The sequence below is a fragment of the Corynebacterium sp. MSK150 genome, assembly GCF_030229215.1.
Lineage (GTDB): Bacteria > Actinomycetota > Actinomycetes > Mycobacteriales > Mycobacteriaceae > Corynebacterium.
Genome location: NZ_JASPHM010000003.1, coordinates 71,178 through 87,989, shown reverse-complemented (window position 1 = coordinate 87,989; position 16,812 = coordinate 71,178). Strand labels below are relative to the sequence as shown.

The following is a 16,812-nucleotide window of genomic DNA, read 5'->3' as shown; positions in this document are numbered from 1 at the left end:
GGATAAGGAGTAATCATGAACCACATTTCCGAACTCGCCCAACTGGGAACCTCAACCTGGCTCGATGATCTTTCTCGCGAGCGCCTAGTTTCGGGCAATCTCAAGGAGATAATTTCCGCTAAGTCCATCGTGGGAGTTACCACCAACCCGGCGATTTTCGCTGCGGCGATGACCAACGGCACCGCCTACGACGCCGAGCTTTCCACGTTGAAGGAAGCCAAGGCCACCGCCGATGAAGCGGTGTACGCATTGGCAATCGAGGACGTCAAGAATGCCTGCGACCTCTTTGCGGATATCTACTCCTCTACTAACGGTGCGGATGGCCGCGTGTCCATCGAGGTCGATCCACGCATTTCTGATGATGCTACCGCCACCCTTGAGCAGGCGCGTGAGCTGTGGAACAAGGTTGATCGTCCCAACGTGATGATTAAGATTCCGGCCACCACCGGCTCCCTTCCGGCCATCGAAGATGCCTTAGCGGAGGGAATCAGCGTCAACGTCACCCTTATTTTCTCCGTGGATCGCTACCGCGATGTCATTGAGGCTTTCCGGACCGGACTCAAGCGTGCCGCCGAAGCAGGCAAGGACGTCTCCACCATTCACTCCGTGGCTTCCTTCTTTGTTTCCCGTTTGGATACCGAAGTGGATAAGCGCTTGGAGGCTATTGGTAGCGAGATTGCTCTGGCACTGCGAGGCAAGGCGGGCGTCGCCAATGCGCAGCGTGCCTATGCACTCTTCCAGGACGCCTTGCTTAACGACGCCGACTTGCCCGAGGGAGCCCACCTCCAGCGTCCGTTGTGGGCTTCTACTGGCGTAAAGAATCCGGAGTACCCAGCCACCTTGTACGTATCGGAGCTGGCTGGACCGCATACGGTCAACACCATGCCAGAAAAGACCATCGATGCGGTTCTTTCCGAGGGCAACCTTCACGGCGACGCCCTGTCTGATAGCCGCGAGGCTGCAGAGGACGTCTTTGCCCAGCTAGAAGAGGCCGGCATTGATTTCGATGATGTCTTTGCAGTGCTGGAGCGCGAGGGCGTAGATAAGTTTGTCGCTGCGTGGGAGGAACTGCTTGCTTCCATTCAGGAGCGACTCGCGTAAACTAGCCGTGTGACTTGTGCCCCGCCGAGAATTCGGCGGGGCATTCTGCCGCTAAAATATTAGCGAGCTTAAAGCCCATAAACTCAGGAAGGATTCTTCGTGACCGACTCAGCCGCTTGGGTCAACCCCTTGCGCAATGCCAGCGACAAGCGATTGCCGCGAATCGCAGGACCCGCGGGCATGGTCATCTTCGGCGTTACCGGTGACCTAGCATATAAAAAGCTACTGCCCGCCATCTACGACCTAGCGAGCCGTGGTCTCCTCCCCGCTGGCTTTACCCTTGTGGGTTATGGTCGTCGCGACTGGGACAAGGTCGCATTCTGTGACTACGTTCGCTCAGCCGTCATCGCTGGCTCACGTACCGAGTTCAATGAAGATGTCTGGCAGCATCTATCCCAAGGCATCGAATTTGTGCAAGGTTCCTTCGATGATGCTGGATTCGATCGCCTTTCGGCGCGTTTGGGCGAGCTTGATCGCGAGCGCGGCACCGGAAGCAACTGGGCATACTACCTTTCGGTTCCCCCGGAGTTCTTCTCTAATATCTGCCACCAGCTGGAGCGGGTGGGCATGGCCAACTCCTTCGAGGACTCGTGGCGCCGGGTAATCATTGAGAAGCCTTTTGGCCACGATCAAGAGTCTGCCCGCAAGCTCAATGAGATTGTCAACGCCGTCTTCCCCGAGTCCGCGGTCTTCCGCATTGACCATTATTTGGGCAAGGAGACGGTGCAAAACATCATGGCTTTGCGCTTTGCCAATCAAATTTTTGAGCCCATGTGGAACGCCCACTACATCGATCACGTCCAAATCACCATGGCCGAAGATATTGGCCTGGGCGGCCGCGCTGGCTATTATGACGGCATCGGTGCGGCTCGCGACGTCATCCAGAACCACCTACTCCAGCTCTTGGCTCTAGTTGCGATGGAAGAACCCTCCTCCTTCGAGCCCGAGGCCCTGCAGGCAGAAAAGGTCAAGGTGCTACGCGCTACCCACGCTGTGCACCCGCTAAATAAGACCACTGCTCGCGGCCAGTACTCCGCCGGCTGGCAAGGCTCCGAGTTTGTCAAGGGCTTGCGCGAAGAAGAAGGCTTCGATCCGGAGTCCACGACGGAGACCTATGCAGCCTGTACCTTGGAAGTCAACTCTCGCCGCTGGGGAGGAGTACCCTTCTACCTGCGCACGGGCAAACGCTTGGGCCGCCGCGTGACCGAGATTGCGCTGGTATTCAAGGCGGCGCCAAATCAACCATTCGTTGACGGCCAGACCGATGCGCTGGGCCGAAACGCCGTAGTCATCCGCGTACAGCCGGATGAAGGTGTCACCATGCGCTTTGGTTCCAAGGTGCCCGGTTCCACCATGGAGGTCCGCGACGTCAATATGGACTTTGCTTATGCTGAGGCCTTTACCGAGGAATCTCCGGAAGCATACGAGCGGCTGATTTTGGATGCCCTCCTCGATGAGTCCTCGCTCTTCCCCACCAACGAAGAGGTGGAACTTTCCTGGTCGATTTTGGATCCCATCATCGATTACTGGGCCGAAGCTGGTCAGCCGGAGGAATACCGCGCTGGCACATGGGGCCCGGAATCCGCCGATAGAATGTTGCGCCGCCGGGGCCACTCCTGGCGCCGCCCATAGGAGGGACGCAGACAATGATTATTCCATTGCCCAACACCACTACGCGTGAAATCTCCAAGAAGCTAGTAGAGGCCCAAGAGCATTACACCCTTACTACCGGCCGAGTACTTACCCTAATCGTGGCTGCCCGCGAGGACGATGATCTGGAAAACATCCTGGCCTCCGTGCGCGATGCCTCCCACGAGCACCCGTCGCGCGTTCTGGTCGTCGTGACGGGCGACCCGCAAGCAGATACCCACCTGGACGCGCAGCTTCGCGTGGGTGGTGAAGCAGGTGCTTCTGAGATGGTCATCATGAAGTTGCACGGCGCCTTGGCAAACCAGGACGAGGCGGTCGTTACTCCACTGCTGCTTCCCGATACCCCCTTGGTCGCCTGGTGGCCTACCTTGTGCCCGCCCGATCCAGCTTCCAGCTCGGTGGGCAAACTGGCTCAACGCCGCATCACCAACGTTGCCTATGACGGACGCGTCACTGGCGAAGATCTGCGCACCTTATCCGCCGGTTACACGCCGGGCGATTCCGATATGTCCTGGGCCGCCATCACTTTGTGGCGCGGGGTCGTAGCCTCCGCATTGGACCGCCATCCTCACGAGCCCGTGCAGTCCGTCGAGGTGGCGGGCCCTGCGGGCCACCCAGCGCCAGACTTCGCGGCCGGATGGCTCCTCGATCGTTTGGCAGTCCCCGTCCACCGCACTGTGACCGATTCTCAGGAGCTGCACTTCCCAGTGACCCACTTGCGGTTTAATCGGGAAACGAGCCACGTCGACGTTGATGTCGTCGACGAGCGCACGGTGCGTGTGTGCGTTCCAGGTTCCCCGGATTCCTTGGTGAGCCTTAGCAAGCGCTCCCAAGCTGAGGTTCTCTCTGAAGAATTGCGCCATCTGGATGCCGATAAGACGTATGCGCAAGCGCTCCGTGCGCTCGCCCAAGTAGACTACAGTAAGCAGTAAAACGGCTTAACTCTGATTCTTTGCAAAGGATAGCGATACCTCATGGTAACTCTTCACCGCGTAAGCGATGTGGATGACCTTATCTCCCAGGCCGCGCTGAAATTCGTGGATACCGTAGCGCGCATCCAAGCCGCCGGTGGCGGGCTCCACCACGATGGGGTCGCGCGAGTTGTCCTAACCGGCGGTGGCGCTGGAATTGGCGTTCTTCACGAGCTGGCTCGTTTGGATTTCGCGGCACAGCAACAAGGCGAGAATTTTCCCGCCCAACGCATCGATTGGTCGCGCGTTCACGTCTTCTTCGGCGATGAGCGTAATGTACCCGTCTCTGATGCAGATTCTAATGAGGGTCAAGCACGCAGTGCCTTGCTCAACCACGTAAATATTCCAGACCAGAATATCCATGGTTTTGATCTGGGCGCGGTGTCCATGGAAGCCGCGGCGAGTGCGTATGAGCCAGAGCTGAAGGAATTTGCCCCGAACGGCTTCGACCTCCATCTGCTGGGCATGGGCGAAGAGGGCCATATCAATTCCTTGTTCCCCCATTCTGAGGCGGTTCGGGAACAAGAAGAGCTAGCTGTTCCCGTTCACGACTCTCCCAAGCCGCCGAGCGAGCGCATCACCCTTACTCTTCCCGCAGTCAACAAGTCTGATCGTATTTGGCTTCTTGTAGCAGGCGAGGCCAAGGCGGAAGCTGCCAAGCACGTCGTTGAAGGCGCTGAGCCTGAAGAATGGCCAGCTGCAGGCGTGCACGGTAAGGAAGAAACCATCCTCTTCCTTGCCGATGACGCCGCATCCGAGCTCTAGGCACGTCAGCCTAGCGTGCAGCCGAGCTGAACTTTTGGCTCGGCGCCAAGAAAAAGCGCCGATACCGCTTCCCCACCTACAGTTCCCACAGGAAACCAGGAGGTTGGAAGCCGGTACCGGCGCTTTCGCTATTCCAGCTGGTGGCTTAAGCGAATGCCTGGATGAGGTTGAGGCCTACGATGCACGCAAGCCAGATAATTACCATGACCACGGTATAACGGTCCAGGTTCTTTTCCACGACGGTCGAGCCGGACAGGTTCGACTGCACGCCACCGCCAAAGAGGCTGGACAGGCCACCACCTTTGCCCTTGTGCAGCAGCACGAAGATGGACATCAAAATAGCTGCGATGACCAAGATGATTTCCAGTGCCAAGACCATGAGGATAATCCTTATTTCTAACGTGCGCCCTGCGGTTGACTCTCGCCACCCGCTAGCGCGGAATCGTACTTTTAGGCTTCGCGTACAGCGAAGCAATCACACCGGCCCACTGTACACGATGGCGCGGGCTGGAACCATTCCAACCCGCGCCTTAGCGCGAACCTGTGACGGGTGATAACTCCTGTTAGCTCAGGGCATTAGCTGCGTTGGCGGCCAACTTGGCAAACTCCTCGCCGACCAAGGAAGCGCCACCGATAAGGCCGCCGTCGACGTCAGGCTTGCTGACGATCTCTGCAACGGAATCAACCTTGACGGAACCACCATAGAGAATGCGGATACCTGCAGCAACCTCCTCGCCTGCGAGCTCCGTTACGAGCTCACGGATGGCGGCGCAGACTTCCTGGGCGTCGTCTGCGGAGGCAACCTTGCCGGTGCCAATCGCCCAAACTGGCTCGTAGGCGATGACAGTCTTGGCAAGCTGGTCTGCGCTCAGGCCGGCCAAAGAATTGCGGGTCTGGTTAACCACGTAGTCCACATGGGTACCGGCCTCGCGTACAGCCAACGGCTCGCCTACGCACACGATGGGGCTGATGCCATTGTCCAATGCTGCAGCTGCCTTCTCTGCAACGAGCTTATCGGTCTCGCCGTGGTACTGACGGCGCTCCGAGTGGCCCACAACCACCCAGCTGCAGCCGAGCTTGGCCAACATCTTGCCAGATACTTCACCAGTGAATGCGCCGGACTCGTGCTTAGAGATGTCCTGCGCACCGTAGGTGACCTGCAGCTTGTCGCCCTCTACCAGCGTTTGGATAGTGCGGATATCAGTAAACGGGACCATGTAAGCCACGTCGACCTTCTCGTAGTAGTCCTTTGGCAGGGAAAAGGCGAACTTCTGAACGGAGCCGATGGCCTCGACGTGGTCGAGGTTCATCTTCCAGTTACCTGCGATAAGTGGGGTGCGTGCCATGAATTTTTCCTCTCTTTCTGGCAAATTAAGAAGGCAGTTTTAGGCTTCCAGGACAGATACGCCCGGAAGCTCCTTGCCCTCGAGGTACTCGAGGGAGGCGCCGCCGCCGGTGGAGATATGGCTGAAGCCATCCTCGTCCAAGCCAAGCATGCGCACGGAGGCAGCGGAGTCGCCGCCACCAACGACGGAGAAGGAACCGTTCTTTGCGGTGGCGTCGATAATAGCCTGCGCTACACCAGCAGTGCCCTTGGAGAAAGCTTCCATTTCGAATACGCCCATCGGGCCGTTCCAGAAGACGGTCTTGGAGGAAGCAAGCACCTCTGCAAACTTTTCCACAGACTTTGGTCCAATATCCAGGGACATCCAGCCTTCAGGGATGCTATCGAGCTCGACCACCTGGGTCTCTGCATCCGCTGCGAACTTGCTTGCAGCAGCGAGGTCAACCGGAAGCACCAGCTTGTCGCCAAAGCGCTCGAGCAGGTCCTTGCAGTTTTCGATCTGATCTTCTTGCAGCAGAGACTCTTGGACGTTATACCCCTTGGCGGCCAGCAGGGTGTAGCACATGCCGCCACCAATGATGACCTTGTCTGCCTTGCCGGCCAGTGCTTCAATCACGCCGAGCTTATCCGAAACCTTGGCGCCGCCGAGGACAACCACGTACGGGTGCTCCGGCTCCTTGGCTACGGTGGACAGAACCGACAGTTCCTTTTCTACGAGCTTGCCCGCGTAAGCCGGCAGGCGCTTAGCGACGTCATACACAGATGCCTGCGCACGGTGGACAACGCCAAATCCATCAGAAACAAAAGCGCCGTTATCGGCTGCCAGAGCAACGAGCTCTTCAGCGAACTGGCCGCGCTCAGCCTCGTCCTTGGAGGTCTCACGGGGGTCGAAGCGGACGTTTTCGATCAACATCACATCGCCATCGTTGAGGCCGTTGGCACGCTCATGAGCATCTTCTCCGGTGACGTCGCCGGCTAGGGCAACGTACTGGTCAAGCGCTTCAGACAGCGCTTCAGCTACTGGAGCCAAAGAGAACTTAGGGTTTACCTCACCCTTTGGACGACCCAGGTGTGCGGAAAGAATGACCTTTGCACCACCCTCTACCAGTGCCTTGATGGTCGGAAGAGAAGCGTTGATGCGTCCGGGATCGGTAATGTTTCCCTCTTCATCAAGTGGAACATTGAAGTCAGAGCGGACGAGGACGTGGCGGGATTCGACGCCCTCCTTGAGAAGATCGTCAAGAGTCTGGAAAGCCATTATTTACTCCTTAAACAATTCGGACGGGTTAAAAGGCTATAGATAAAAGAATACCGGCCGCGACGCAGCGCCGTTTAGGCTTGCATCGCGGCCGGATCCTCATTGCTAGAGCTCTAGTTTAGAGCTTGTCTGCCACCAGGTTGGTCAGGCGAACGAGCTGGGAGGTGTAGCCCCACTCGTTGTCGTACCAGCCCAGAACCTTGACCAGGTTGCCGTTGGAAACCTTGGTCATGCCGGAGTCGAAGATGCAGCCGTGCGGGGAGGTAACAATGTCGGTGGAAACCAGCGGATCCTCGGTGTATGCGAGGGTGTCCTTGAGCTCGCCCTCAGCAGCTTCCTTCAAGGCAGCGTTGATTTCCTCGGCAGTGACGTCGCGGGAAGCGGTGAAGGTCAGGTCGGTAGCGGAGCCGGTGATAACCGGAACGCGCATTGCGTAACCATCCAGCTTGCCGTCCAGCTCAGGCAGAACCAGGGATACGGCCTTAGCAGCGCCAGTGGAGGTAGGCACCATGTTTACTGCAGCGGCACGGGCGCGGCGCGGGTCCTTGTGCGGAGCGTCCTGGATGCGCTGGTCGCCGGTGTAAGCGTGAACGGTGGTCATCAGGCCCTTTTCAATGCCGAACTTGTCATTGAGAACCTTTGCCATCGGTGCCAGGCAGTTGGTGGTGCAGGATGCTGCAGAGATGACGTTGTGGTTTGCCGGATCATAGGTGTCAGAGTTGACGCCGTAGACGAAGGTTGCGTCTACTTCCTTGCCCGGGGCGGAGATGATGACCTTCTTGGCGCCAGCCTCGAGGTGAGCCTTGGCGTCGTTGCCGTTGGTAAAGCGGCCGGTGGACTCGATGACGAGGTCTACGTTGTACTCGCCCCACTTGAGCTGCTTCGGGTCCTTTTCTGCGGTTACCACGATGCGGTGACCATTAACGGTAATGGACTCATCGTCGTGAGTAATTTCGCCATCGAAGCGGCCCAGCACGGAGTCGTACTTCAGCAGGTTAGCCAGCGTGCCGTTGTCGGTCAGGTCGTTTACTGCAACAACTTCGAGGTTGTTGTCACCCTGAGCGACTGCACGGAAAAAGTTACGGCCAATGCGGCCAAAGCCATTGATACCTACGCGGATAGTCACTGTATTTCTCCTCAAAGAGTCGAGTAAATGTGTGTACGGGTATGTGCGCGGGTCCTTCGATGAAGCCTGTGTTTGAGAAGCGCCCGAGCGTTTTCCCTTACATGGCCGATACTACCGAGCGTTTTTTGTCAGCGCAGGCTCCCAGCGACCTTAAGAACTAGTGGATGACAGACTTTCCAAAAGCGCGTACACTCTTTCCGATCCTTTTTATTTCCCACATACAAAACCGCTGGATAGGCCCGAACACGTGGGTTTATGTTGGGTTTACTCTGTTACCATGAGATATATCACTACTACACTTTAGGGGTTGCGCCCGCTTCTGTCCGATCGGACATTGAGAAATGCTGCCGTTGACTCCTATCAAGACGACCGTATTCTTTCCGTGACGCCCACCGCACGATATGCTTTCTTTACTCACTGGCTCACAAAGCGTTTAAGGCAACCCTTCCTGCTCTAGCGCCACCGTTAGTCACCGTGAGAATGCTTCAGGTGCCCGTAATTTCCTACGGGCAAGACCACCGTAGAAACCAAGGACTTCTCTTGTTCGAAATAAATACCTCTGCTGTGGGTGACAGCCTCGGGCTTACCGCCCTGGTGGCGATTCTCCCGCTCATTGCATTCTTTATCATGCTGCTTGGGGTTAAAGCACGCGCGCATACTTCTGGCGCCGTTGCCCTGGCAGTATCCCTCATTATTGCCATCGCCGGCTTCTCCATGCCGGTAGATATGGCTTTGTCCTCCGCCGTACGTGGCGGGCTATTCGGGCTCCTACCCATTGTCTGGGTCATCATTACCGCAATCTGGTTCTATGAAATCACCGTAGCCTCCGGGCGCTTCGAGGACCTGCGCAAGACCTTTGACCTTTTGGGTGACGGCGATATTCGCATCCAGGCTATCCTCATCGCCTTCTGTTTTGGCGGTTTGTTGGAGGCCCTCGCCGGTTTTGGTGCCCCCGTAGCCATTACCGCGACCATGATCATGGCCCTCGGTGTGAAGCCACTGCGCGCGGCTACAGTAGTTCTGATTGCTAATACCGCTCCGGTTGCTTTTGGCGCGGTTGGCATCCCGGTAACCACTGCGGGCGAGGTTGCCGGTCGCAGTGCCGAGCAAACCCACGACATTGCAGCACTTATCTCCTTGCAGGTGCTGCTCATCGCCGCCATCGTGCCATTCCTCATCGCCTTCATCTTGGACGGCTTCCGCGGTGTCAAGGAAACTGCCCCGGCCGCTGCCGTGATTGGCATTTCCTTCGCGTTGGCTCAGTGGTTGGCCGCGACTTTCTTTGCGTACCAGCTCACCAACGTCATCGCCTGCATCGTCTCTTTGGGCTGTGCTTTCGCCTTCCTCCGGGTATGGAAGCCGAAGGGCGTCAAGGAGTTGCGCGAGCGTCTCGAGCTTCCTGCCGCCGAGTCCACCACCGATCTCAACGGACGCCGTATCTGGATGGCGCTGCTTCCCTACGCCGTAGTGACCGTGGTCTTTGCCGTGGCCACCGCCGCCCCCGCTATCTTCGGATTCCTCAAGCTGCACTTTGCCTGGCCTTTGCTTGATGACGCGATTGTCGACGCCGACGGCAATCTCATGGATACCAGCTTCAGCTTCAATGTCTTTGGCAATCCAGGTACGCTCCTGCTGCTCTCGGGCATTATCGTTGCGGTTGTCTACCACTACTTCAATGAAAATGGCCGCTACAGCCTAAGCTTTGGGCAACCGGTGAGCGCCTTTGGGGACGTCGTCAGCCGCATGAAGTTCTCGGCCCTTACCATCATCTTGGTGCTGGCCTTGGCCTACACGATGAACTACTCCGGCCAGACTATTGCTATTGGTGAGTTCGTCTCTTCTGCCGGCAGCATCTTTGCGCTCTTCGCCCCAGTCCTGGGCTGGATTGGTACCGCGGTTACTGGCTCCGATACGTCTGCTAATGCCCTCTTTGCCAACCTGCAGGTTGCAGCGGCAGAGCGAATCAGCGTGAATCCTGACCTTATGCTCGCGGCCAATACCGCAGGCGGCGTTGTGGGCAAGATGATCTCCCCGCAGTCCCTTGCAATTGCGGCTACCGCCGTCAATATGGAGGGCAAGGAATCAGTCATCCTGAAGAACGTAGTGGGCTACTCCGTGGCTTTCCTAGCCATTGTATGCGTCATCGTGTTCTTGATGACCAACGTCCTAGGATTCCTCGTGCCCTAGTTCTTTAACGCTTCTGGCTAGCCGGTTGCGCACCTGCTAGCCGGGAAGGCACTAAAAATCTCCCCGCAGCTGCGTCTACCGCTTTGGTATCCGCACTGCGGGGAGTTCTTTTAATGTAAGCGAATCCGAGGGTCAGGATTCGTTGAAGAGGTCATCTGTAATCGCTTGGTTGGTATCGGGGATATCCAGCTCCTCGGCTCGCTTATCGGCCATCGACAGCAAGCGGCGAATACGCCCAGCTACTGCGTCCTTAGTCATAGGAGGCTCGGCCAAGCGACCCAGCTCTTCGAGCGAAGCCTCGCGGTGCTGAACTCGCAAGCGGCCCGCGTCTGCCAAGTGCTCAGGAACATCGTCACCTAAGATCTCCATGGCGCGGTCAACGCGCGCTGCCGCGGTAACCGCAGCGCGAGCAGAGCGCCGAAGGTTGGCGTCATCAAAATTGTCCAAGCGCCGAGACGTATCGTGCGCCTCCCGCTTAACTCGCTTCTTTTCCCAGCTCAATCGAGTCTCCTGAGCACCCATACGCGTAAGAAGCGCCCCGATAGCATCACCATCGCGTACAACGACGCGATCTTCACCGCGAGTTTCCTTGGTCTTCGCAGAGATACCAAGGCGGCGGGCGCAGCCCACCAGTGCCAACGCAGCCTCTTGGCACGGGCAGGTAACTTCCAGCGCGGAAGAGCGGCCTGGCTCCGTGAGACTGCCATGGGCAAGGAAGGCTCCGCGCCATGCTGCTTCGCTATCGGCGACGGTGCCGGAGATGACCTGCGGCGGCAGACCCACTACTGCATGGCCGGAGCGGGTGATAAGACCCAGCCGACGGGTCAACTCTTTCGCGCCGGTGGAAATGCGAACCGTTACGCGAGTCTTCTTGGTGATTCCTGCCGGGCCGGCGACATGGCTATCGGCAGTGATCCCATAAAGGTCATCAAGAGCGTTCATGAAGCGCCGCGCAATGGCGTGGCTTTCTAGCTCCAGCTCATAGGACATACTGTCACCGGAAATATCTAGTTCGCCGGCGAATCGCAACATCGCCGCCAGTTCGGCAGCGCGAGCGGACTGGCGTGGCACGACGACAGCCGTCAATTCTTCTTTGACCTGGTCGGTCAATGGTGTGGTCACCTAGTTCGCCCCATTTCTATTCTCACAGTCACAAAGTACGCATACCGGCTAGAGCCATTGCTTCCAGCCCAGTGCGGTGAAAGGATTTCTGACATCATACCGCGCGGGCTCGATCGCCGCGCAGTCGGTCGAGTGCGGCCGCTCGCACGATACCGCGGTGAATTAGCGCCGGTTCTAATCGCGAGTGCTGCGATAGTCCGAATATAGGTCCAAGAGCGCCGCAGACAGCTTTTCCGGATCGTGCTTATTGATGCTGCGACCATTGGCATCAACTTGGCTCACATCCGCGAAGGTAGCGCGAGCGCCTAGGGACTGCGCGGCGCGCTGAATATAGACGCGCTCACTATCGGTGGGCAAAGCCGCCTCGTCCACCAAAATACGGTCAATCCGCAGATCAGGGGCGTGCTGCGCGAGCACGTGCAAGTGACGCTCTGCGGAGAAGCCATGAGTTTCGCCCGGCTCGGCCGAAAGGTTCAAAACAACGACGCGCAACGCATCGGAAGCAGAAATCGCATCCACTACCTGCGGCACGAGAGTATGCGGCAATACCGAGCTAAACCACGAGCCTGGGCCGATGGTAATGAGATCCGCGCGCTGGATGGCATCAAGGGCATCCGGATTCGCGCTGGGTTGTTCGGGCACGATGCGCACGCGCCGCACCTGGCCCGGTGTGGAAGCGACCGCAACCTGGCCGCGGACCTGGCGCATGACACGGGGGTCGTCGTCAAGCCCGGCAACATCCGCCTCAATCTCTAAGGCTTGATTGACCACTGGGAAAACTCGCCCCTGGGAATTAGTAAGTTCTGCGATGGTATCCAGGGCAGCTTGATAATCGCCGAGCACATCCGTTAATCCCGCAATCATCAGATTGCCCACCGCATGCCCTGCCATAGCGCCATTGCCACCGAAACGGTGTTGCAAGGTTCGCGCCCACAAGTCCCCCACTGGGTCACTATTGGCCAAGGCAGCCAGCGCCATGCGCAAGTCACCCGGGGGAATGATTTCCAGCTCGCGGCGCAAACGGCCAGAGGAGCCGCCATCATCCGCGACGGTAACGATCGCAGAAATATCGGTCGCCTCGCTAAAGCGTGCGGACAGAAGGGTTTGATAAAGTCCATGGCCGCCGCCGAGGCAGACCATGTGTGAAGGATTGGTCATAAAAGCGTTAAAACTCCTGTGCTCTAGCCTCGTGCGATATCCCTATGCAAGGTGCTGACGTCCAAAGTGTCATTGTCCCGCAGTCGCGCCGCTATAGCCTCTGCGATGGCGACGGAACGGTGGTGGCCGCCCGTGCAACCGACGCCAAGCGTGATGAAGTTCTTGCCCTCATGGCGGTAGCCATCCAGCATGGTAGAAAACATCTGCAAGAAAGTATCCACGAACTCCTGCGCCGCTGGCTGCGAGAGCACATAGTGGGCAACCGGTTCATCCGTGCCGCGGTATCCCCGCAGTTCTGGAACCCAATAGGGGTTGGGCAGGAAACGCACGTCTACCACTAAGTCAGCATCGCGGGGCGAGCCATTCTTAAATCCAAAGGACTCAACGGTGACATGTTGCTTTTCATTTTGCATCTCACCAAAGGCCGCCTCAATGGCGCGGCGGAGATCATGAATGGATAGGTTCGTCGTATCAATAATCATATCCGCATGGGAACGCACGTCTGCCACCGCCCGACGCTCGCGTTGGATACCTACTTTGAGCGTGTCGCCCTCCTGCAGTGGGTGGGTGCGACGCACCGAATCAAATCGGCGAATGAGCACATCATCACGAGCATCCAAAAAGAGCACGGTGGGCTTCATATTTAGTTCCATAAGCTCATCCATAATCTCTAACAAAGACCCTGGAAACATGCGCGAGCGCACATCCGTTACGGCTGCTACCTTGCCCACCGGAGTTCCCTCTTGGTTGCACAGCTTGAGCAGGTCAACAATGGCGCGAGGCGGAATATTGTGGGCCACGTAGTAGCCCTTATCCTCAAACACTTTGGCAGCGGAACTCAACCCGCCGCCGGACATGCCGGTTATCAAAATGGGTGGAGTTTCGAAATGCGTCATGCCCAACAGTCTAGCGCTTTAGGATTCGCCGCTTCTAGGAGAACTCCACTTAGTTGCCCGAAGAATCATGCAAACTCTCGTAGACGGTCTGGGCCAGTTTTGGACCGAAGCCGTTTACCTCGCAGATCTCATCCACAGTGGCGGCCTTGAGCTTCTTCACCGAACCGAAATGCTTAACCAGATCGGTGCGCCGCTGCGGTCCCAATCCCGGCACGGAATCAAGAACTGAGGAACGCATCCGCTTTGAGCGCTGCTGCCGGTGGTAAGTAATGGCGAAGCGGTGGGCTTCATCGCGAATCTGCTGCAAGAGGAATAGCGCTTGCGAGTTTCGCGGCAGAATCACCGGCTCATCATCGCCGGGAACCCAGATTTCCTCGAGACGCTTGGCCAGGCCCACCAGGGTTACATCCACGATTCCTAACTCATCAAATACCTCTTGAGCTGCGGCCACCTGGGGCGCGCCGCCATCCACAATGAAAAGCTGCGGTGGATACGCAAAGCGGCGACCTGCTTCGGCGGATTCTTCCGCCACCTTCTCCTCTGCAAAGGACGACTCTTCTACTTCCTCATCCGGATGGGCCAGCTTATCTTGCTTGTGGCGCTTAAACCTTCGGCGCGTAATCTCTGCGATAGAACCGACGTCATCCGAGCGGCCATCACCAGCCGCCTCCTTGATGCGGTAGCGCCTATAGTCCGACTTCTTGGGCAGGCCATCTTCAAAGACCACCAGGGAAGCAACCACATCTGTGCCTTGAATGTGGGAGATATCAGTACATTCGATGCGCAATGGGGCTTGCTCCATGCCCAGAGCTTCTTGAATATCCTGCAAGGCCGCCGAGCGTGCGGTGAGGTCTCCTACCCGCTTGAGCTTATGCTGGCGCAACTGCTCCTTGGCGTTTTTCTCCACCGTGGCCATAAGCTGCTTTTTATCGCCGCGCTGGGGAACGCGCAGGTCCACCTGGGCACCGCGCAGCTCCTCCAACAACGCGACGACCTGCTCCGGTTCATCCGGCAGGGCCTGAACCAAAATCTGGCGTGGAATAACCTGCACGCGGCGGGATTTCATGTGCGATTCTTGGTCCACCCCGCGCCGCTTCACGTCCGCGGCGAGCGCAGCGTCTTCCTGCGCTTCTTGCTTCTCACGCTCTACTGCATCGGAATAGAACTGGATGAGGAAGTTCTGTACCAACGCTGGCAGCGCGGGATCAGGCTGCCCCTCTTCCAAGGGCTCTGAGCTTGCCTGATCTCCGGCGCGTTCGACTACCCAACCGCGCTGACCACGAATGCGCCCATCGCGGACATGGAAGATCTGCACCGCTGCCTCAAGTTCATCGGAGTTAAAAGCAATGAGATCAGCATCCGTGCTGTCTGTAAAGACCACGGCCTGCTGTTCCATGATCTTGTCAATCGCGCCTAAGTCATCGCGCAGGCGCGCCGCGCGTTCGAACTCTAGGTTCTCGGCGGCCTGCTCCATGTCCTGGGTGAGTTTGCGGCGCACTGAACCGGTGTTGCCATTCATGAAGGACACGAGATCGTTGACCGTCTCGCGGTGGTCTTCCTTGCTTACTCGGCCAATGCAGGGTGCATCGCACTTGCCGATGTACCCCAAAAGGCACGGACGCCCGAGCCGCTCATGCCGGTTATACACACCCTTCGAGCAGGTGCGCATGGGAAAGACGCGGGTAAGCAAGTCCAAGCTTTCGCGCACGGCCCAGGCATGGGAATAGGGGCCGAAATAGCGCACGCCCTTGCGCCGCGGGCCACGGTAGAAAAAGGCGCGAGGGACCGTCTCCCCGACCGAAACCGCGAGCATAGGATAGGTTTTATCGTCGCGGTACATGACGTTGAAGTGTGGATCAAAGCGCTTGATCCACGTGTACTCCAACTGCAAGGCTTCCACCTCGCTGGCAACTACCGTCCACTCCACCGAGTTGGCGGTGAGAACCATTTGGCGAGTACGCGGGTGCAGTTGCGTGATGTCCTGAAAATAGTTAGACAGCCGAGCGCGCAAGTTCTTGGCTTTGCCCACGTAGATAACGCGGCGGTTTTCATCGCGGAACTTATAGACGCCCGGGTCGGTGGGAATGGTTCCCGGAGCTGGGCGGTAAGTGGTGGGGTCAGCCAATTGTTAATCCTGGGGCATGTACTTGGCTTCCACGTCGCGGAAGCGGCGGACGTTGTCAATGACGGTGTCCTTATCGCCGGACTGCAACGCCCAGACGGGAACGAACTCGAACTCGGGCAGCTCAAGGCGTGCCATACGCTGGCCTACGGGGAAGGAAAGTCCGTAGACCACCTGCCACGGATAAAAGCGGGTGCCCACGATATTGCGGACCTCTACCCCATCCTCATTGGCGCGCAAGCGTGGACGGTTAAGAGCGATCCAAGAGAAAACGGAAATGAGAACACCAACGCCAGGGAAGGCGAATTTGTCGATGGTAGTCACGTGCGCACCGGTAAAAGACACATCCAAGGTGATTCCCATGAAGATATGGATGGCCAGAACGAGGATCACCCAGGCGATAGCCACCTTGCGCAAGAAGGGCGAGGTCGCCGTAAATTCCCACGGTTTAGAGGTGGTCTGTGCGAAGGGATCGGCACTGGTATAGGCCAATACTTCGGCGTCGCTAAGCTGGCGGCTGTGCTGCGGATTCTTTGGGGCCTGCGCCTCGTTCATGTGCATACTCCTTTGGGGCGCGCCCCGCCAGCCACCTTAGTGGTCAAGCATCGGGCGCTGACGCATTGCTAGAGGTTACTTCTGTGCTGCGTTTAGTGTACGCAACTGCAGCGCGGTATCTAAAGCCGCAATCATGGCTTCGGCGCCCTTGTTTTCTACCGAATCTGCAAAACCGGCGCGGTCAATAGCTTGCTGCTGGTCGTTAACGGTCAGGACGCCGTTAGCTACCGGGGTGGATTCATCGAGGGAGATGCGGGTCAGCGCCTGGGTGACGGAATCGCATACGTAGTCAAAGTGCGGGGTGCCGCCACGGATAACACAGCCTAGCGCCACCACGGCATCGTAGGCGCGGGCTGCTGCTTGGACGACAACGCCAAGTTCCAGGGCACCTACCACTCGGTATTCGGCAACCTCGGCACCATTATCGGTAGCGGTCTGCACTGCCTGGGCATGGAGCTGATCGCAAATTTCTGCGTTCCACGTAGCAGTAACCACGGCAACACGCAGTCCACTGCCATCTACCTGGGCAATATCAGGTAGTCCTTCTTTACTCATC

15 protein-coding genes are annotated in these 16,812 nt (G+C 57.8%); 5 read left to right on the top strand and 10 right to left on the bottom strand.

The window, feature by feature from the left end; all coding sequences use genetic code 11:
- Positions 1-15: 15 nt before the first annotated feature.
- The 4 genes from tal to pgl all read left to right on the top strand — a co-directional run bounded on the left by tal (position 16) and on the right by pgl (position 4,487).
- Positions 16-1,101, top strand: coding sequence for a transaldolase (gene tal / locus QP941_RS02770; RefSeq protein ID WP_284867918.1), 1,086 nt, complete (start codon positions 16-18; stop codon positions 1,099-1,101).
- A gap of 99 nt (positions 1,102-1,200) precedes the next feature.
- Positions 1,201-2,733 carry a glucose-6-phosphate dehydrogenase gene (zwf, locus tag QP941_RS02765; protein WP_284867917.1) on the top strand — a complete coding sequence of 511 codons (1,533 nt, stop codon included), beginning with the start codon at positions 1,201-1,203 and terminating at the stop codon, positions 2,731-2,733.
- Between the two features lie 14 nt (positions 2,734-2,747).
- Positions 2,748-3,683, top strand: a complete 936-nt coding sequence (locus QP941_RS02760; RefSeq protein ID WP_284766515.1) for a glucose-6-phosphate dehydrogenase assembly protein OpcA — start codon at positions 2,748-2,750, stop codon at positions 3,681-3,683.
- A gap of 42 nt (positions 3,684-3,725) precedes the next feature.
- Positions 3,726-4,487 carry a 6-phosphogluconolactonase gene (pgl, locus tag QP941_RS02755; protein ID WP_284867916.1) on the top strand — a complete coding sequence of 254 codons (762 nt, stop codon included), beginning with the start codon at positions 3,726-3,728 and terminating at the stop codon, positions 4,485-4,487.
- Positions 4,488-4,632: 145 nt separating this feature from the next.
- On the opposite strand, the gene secG is transcribed toward pgl, so the two are convergent.
- From secG to gap, 4 genes are all read right to left on the bottom strand, one after another.
- Positions 4,633-4,866: a preprotein translocase subunit SecG gene (secG, locus tag QP941_RS02750; RefSeq protein ID WP_005324856.1), complete on the bottom strand. Its 234-nt coding sequence runs from the start codon at positions 4,864-4,866 to the stop codon at positions 4,633-4,635.
- A 184-nt stretch (positions 4,867-5,050) separates the two neighbouring features.
- Positions 5,051-5,833: a triose-phosphate isomerase gene (gene tpiA, locus QP941_RS02745; RefSeq protein ID WP_225746913.1), complete on the bottom strand. Its 783-nt coding sequence runs from the start codon at positions 5,831-5,833 to the stop codon at positions 5,051-5,053.
- Positions 5,834-5,872: 39 nt separating this feature from the next.
- On the bottom strand, positions 5,873-7,090 hold the full coding sequence (locus tag QP941_RS02740) for a phosphoglycerate kinase (protein ID WP_284867915.1): 1,218 nt from the start codon (positions 7,088-7,090) through the stop codon (positions 5,873-5,875).
- Positions 7,091-7,208: 118 nt separating this feature from the next.
- A complete protein-coding gene (gap, locus tag QP941_RS02735; RefSeq protein ID WP_239277695.1) occupies positions 7,209-8,216 on the bottom strand; it encodes a type I glyceraldehyde-3-phosphate dehydrogenase in 1,008 nt (335 codons plus the stop codon).
- A gap of 540 nt (positions 8,217-8,756) precedes the next feature.
- Between gap and QP941_RS02730 the strand changes: the two genes are divergently transcribed.
- Positions 8,757-10,403 carry an L-lactate permease gene (locus QP941_RS02730; protein WP_502869192.1) on the top strand — a complete coding sequence of 549 codons (1,647 nt, stop codon included), beginning with the start codon at positions 8,757-8,759 and terminating at the stop codon, positions 10,401-10,403.
- A 132-nt stretch (positions 10,404-10,535) separates the two neighbouring features.
- Here QP941_RS02730 and whiA read toward each other — a convergent pair whose 3' ends face one another.
- From whiA to ribH, 6 genes are all read right to left on the bottom strand, one after another.
- A complete protein-coding gene (gene whiA, locus QP941_RS02725) occupies positions 10,536-11,525 on the bottom strand; it encodes a DNA-binding protein WhiA (RefSeq protein WP_284867914.1) in 990 nt (329 codons plus the stop codon).
- A gap of 174 nt (positions 11,526-11,699) precedes the next feature.
- On the bottom strand, positions 11,700-12,683 hold the full coding sequence (locus QP941_RS02720; protein ID WP_284843927.1) for a gluconeogenesis factor YvcK family protein: 984 nt from the start codon (positions 12,681-12,683) through the stop codon (positions 11,700-11,702).
- Between the two features lie 23 nt (positions 12,684-12,706).
- Positions 12,707-13,588, bottom strand: a complete 882-nt coding sequence (gene rapZ / locus QP941_RS02715; protein WP_284868002.1) for an RNase adapter RapZ — start codon at positions 13,586-13,588, stop codon at positions 12,707-12,709.
- A gap of 40 nt (positions 13,589-13,628) precedes the next feature.
- Complete coding sequence (gene uvrC, locus QP941_RS02710; RefSeq protein WP_284766519.1) at positions 13,629-15,704, bottom strand: excinuclease ABC subunit UvrC; 2,076 nt, start codon at positions 15,702-15,704, stop codon at positions 13,629-13,631.
- Positions 15,705-15,707: 3 nt separating this feature from the next.
- On the bottom strand, positions 15,708-16,256 hold the full coding sequence (locus QP941_RS02705) for a PH domain-containing protein (RefSeq protein WP_284867913.1): 549 nt from the start codon (positions 16,254-16,256) through the stop codon (positions 15,708-15,710).
- Between the two features lie 75 nt (positions 16,257-16,331).
- Positions 16,332-16,811 carry a 6,7-dimethyl-8-ribityllumazine synthase gene (ribH, locus tag QP941_RS02700; RefSeq protein ID WP_239277687.1) on the bottom strand — a complete coding sequence of 160 codons (480 nt, stop codon included), beginning with the start codon at positions 16,809-16,811 and terminating at the stop codon, positions 16,332-16,334.
- Between the last annotated feature and the right edge of the window lies 1 nt (position 16,812).

Coding starts and splice junctions, on each gene's coding strand:
- QP941_RS02740 (WP_284867915.1), bottom strand. CDS start 7,090: ATGGCTTTCCAGACTCTTGACGATCTTCTCAAGGAGGGCGTCGAATCC.
- QP941_RS02760 (WP_284766515.1), top strand. CDS start 2,748: ATGATTATTCCATTGCCCAACACCACTACGCGTGAAATCTCCAAGAAG.
- tpiA (WP_225746913.1), bottom strand. CDS start 5,833: ATGGCACGCACCCCACTTATCGCAGGTAACTGGAAGATGAACCTCGAC.
- pgl (WP_284867916.1), top strand. CDS start 3,726: ATGGTAACTCTTCACCGCGTAAGCGATGTGGATGACCTTATCTCCCAG.
- QP941_RS02720 (WP_284843927.1), bottom strand. CDS start 12,683: ATGACCAATCCTTCACACATGGTCTGCCTCGGCGGCGGCCATGGACTT.
- secG (WP_005324856.1), bottom strand. CDS start 4,866: ATGGTCTTGGCACTGGAAATCATCTTGGTCATCGCAGCTATTTTGATG.
- ribH (WP_239277687.1), bottom strand. CDS start 16,811: ATGAGTAAAGAAGGACTACCTGATATTGCCCAGGTAGATGGCAGTGGA.
- tal (WP_284867918.1), top strand. CDS start 16: ATGAACCACATTTCCGAACTCGCCCAACTGGGAACCTCAACCTGGCTC.
- QP941_RS02705 (WP_284867913.1), bottom strand. CDS start 16,256: ATGAACGAGGCGCAGGCCCCAAAGAATCCGCAGCACAGCCGCCAGCTT.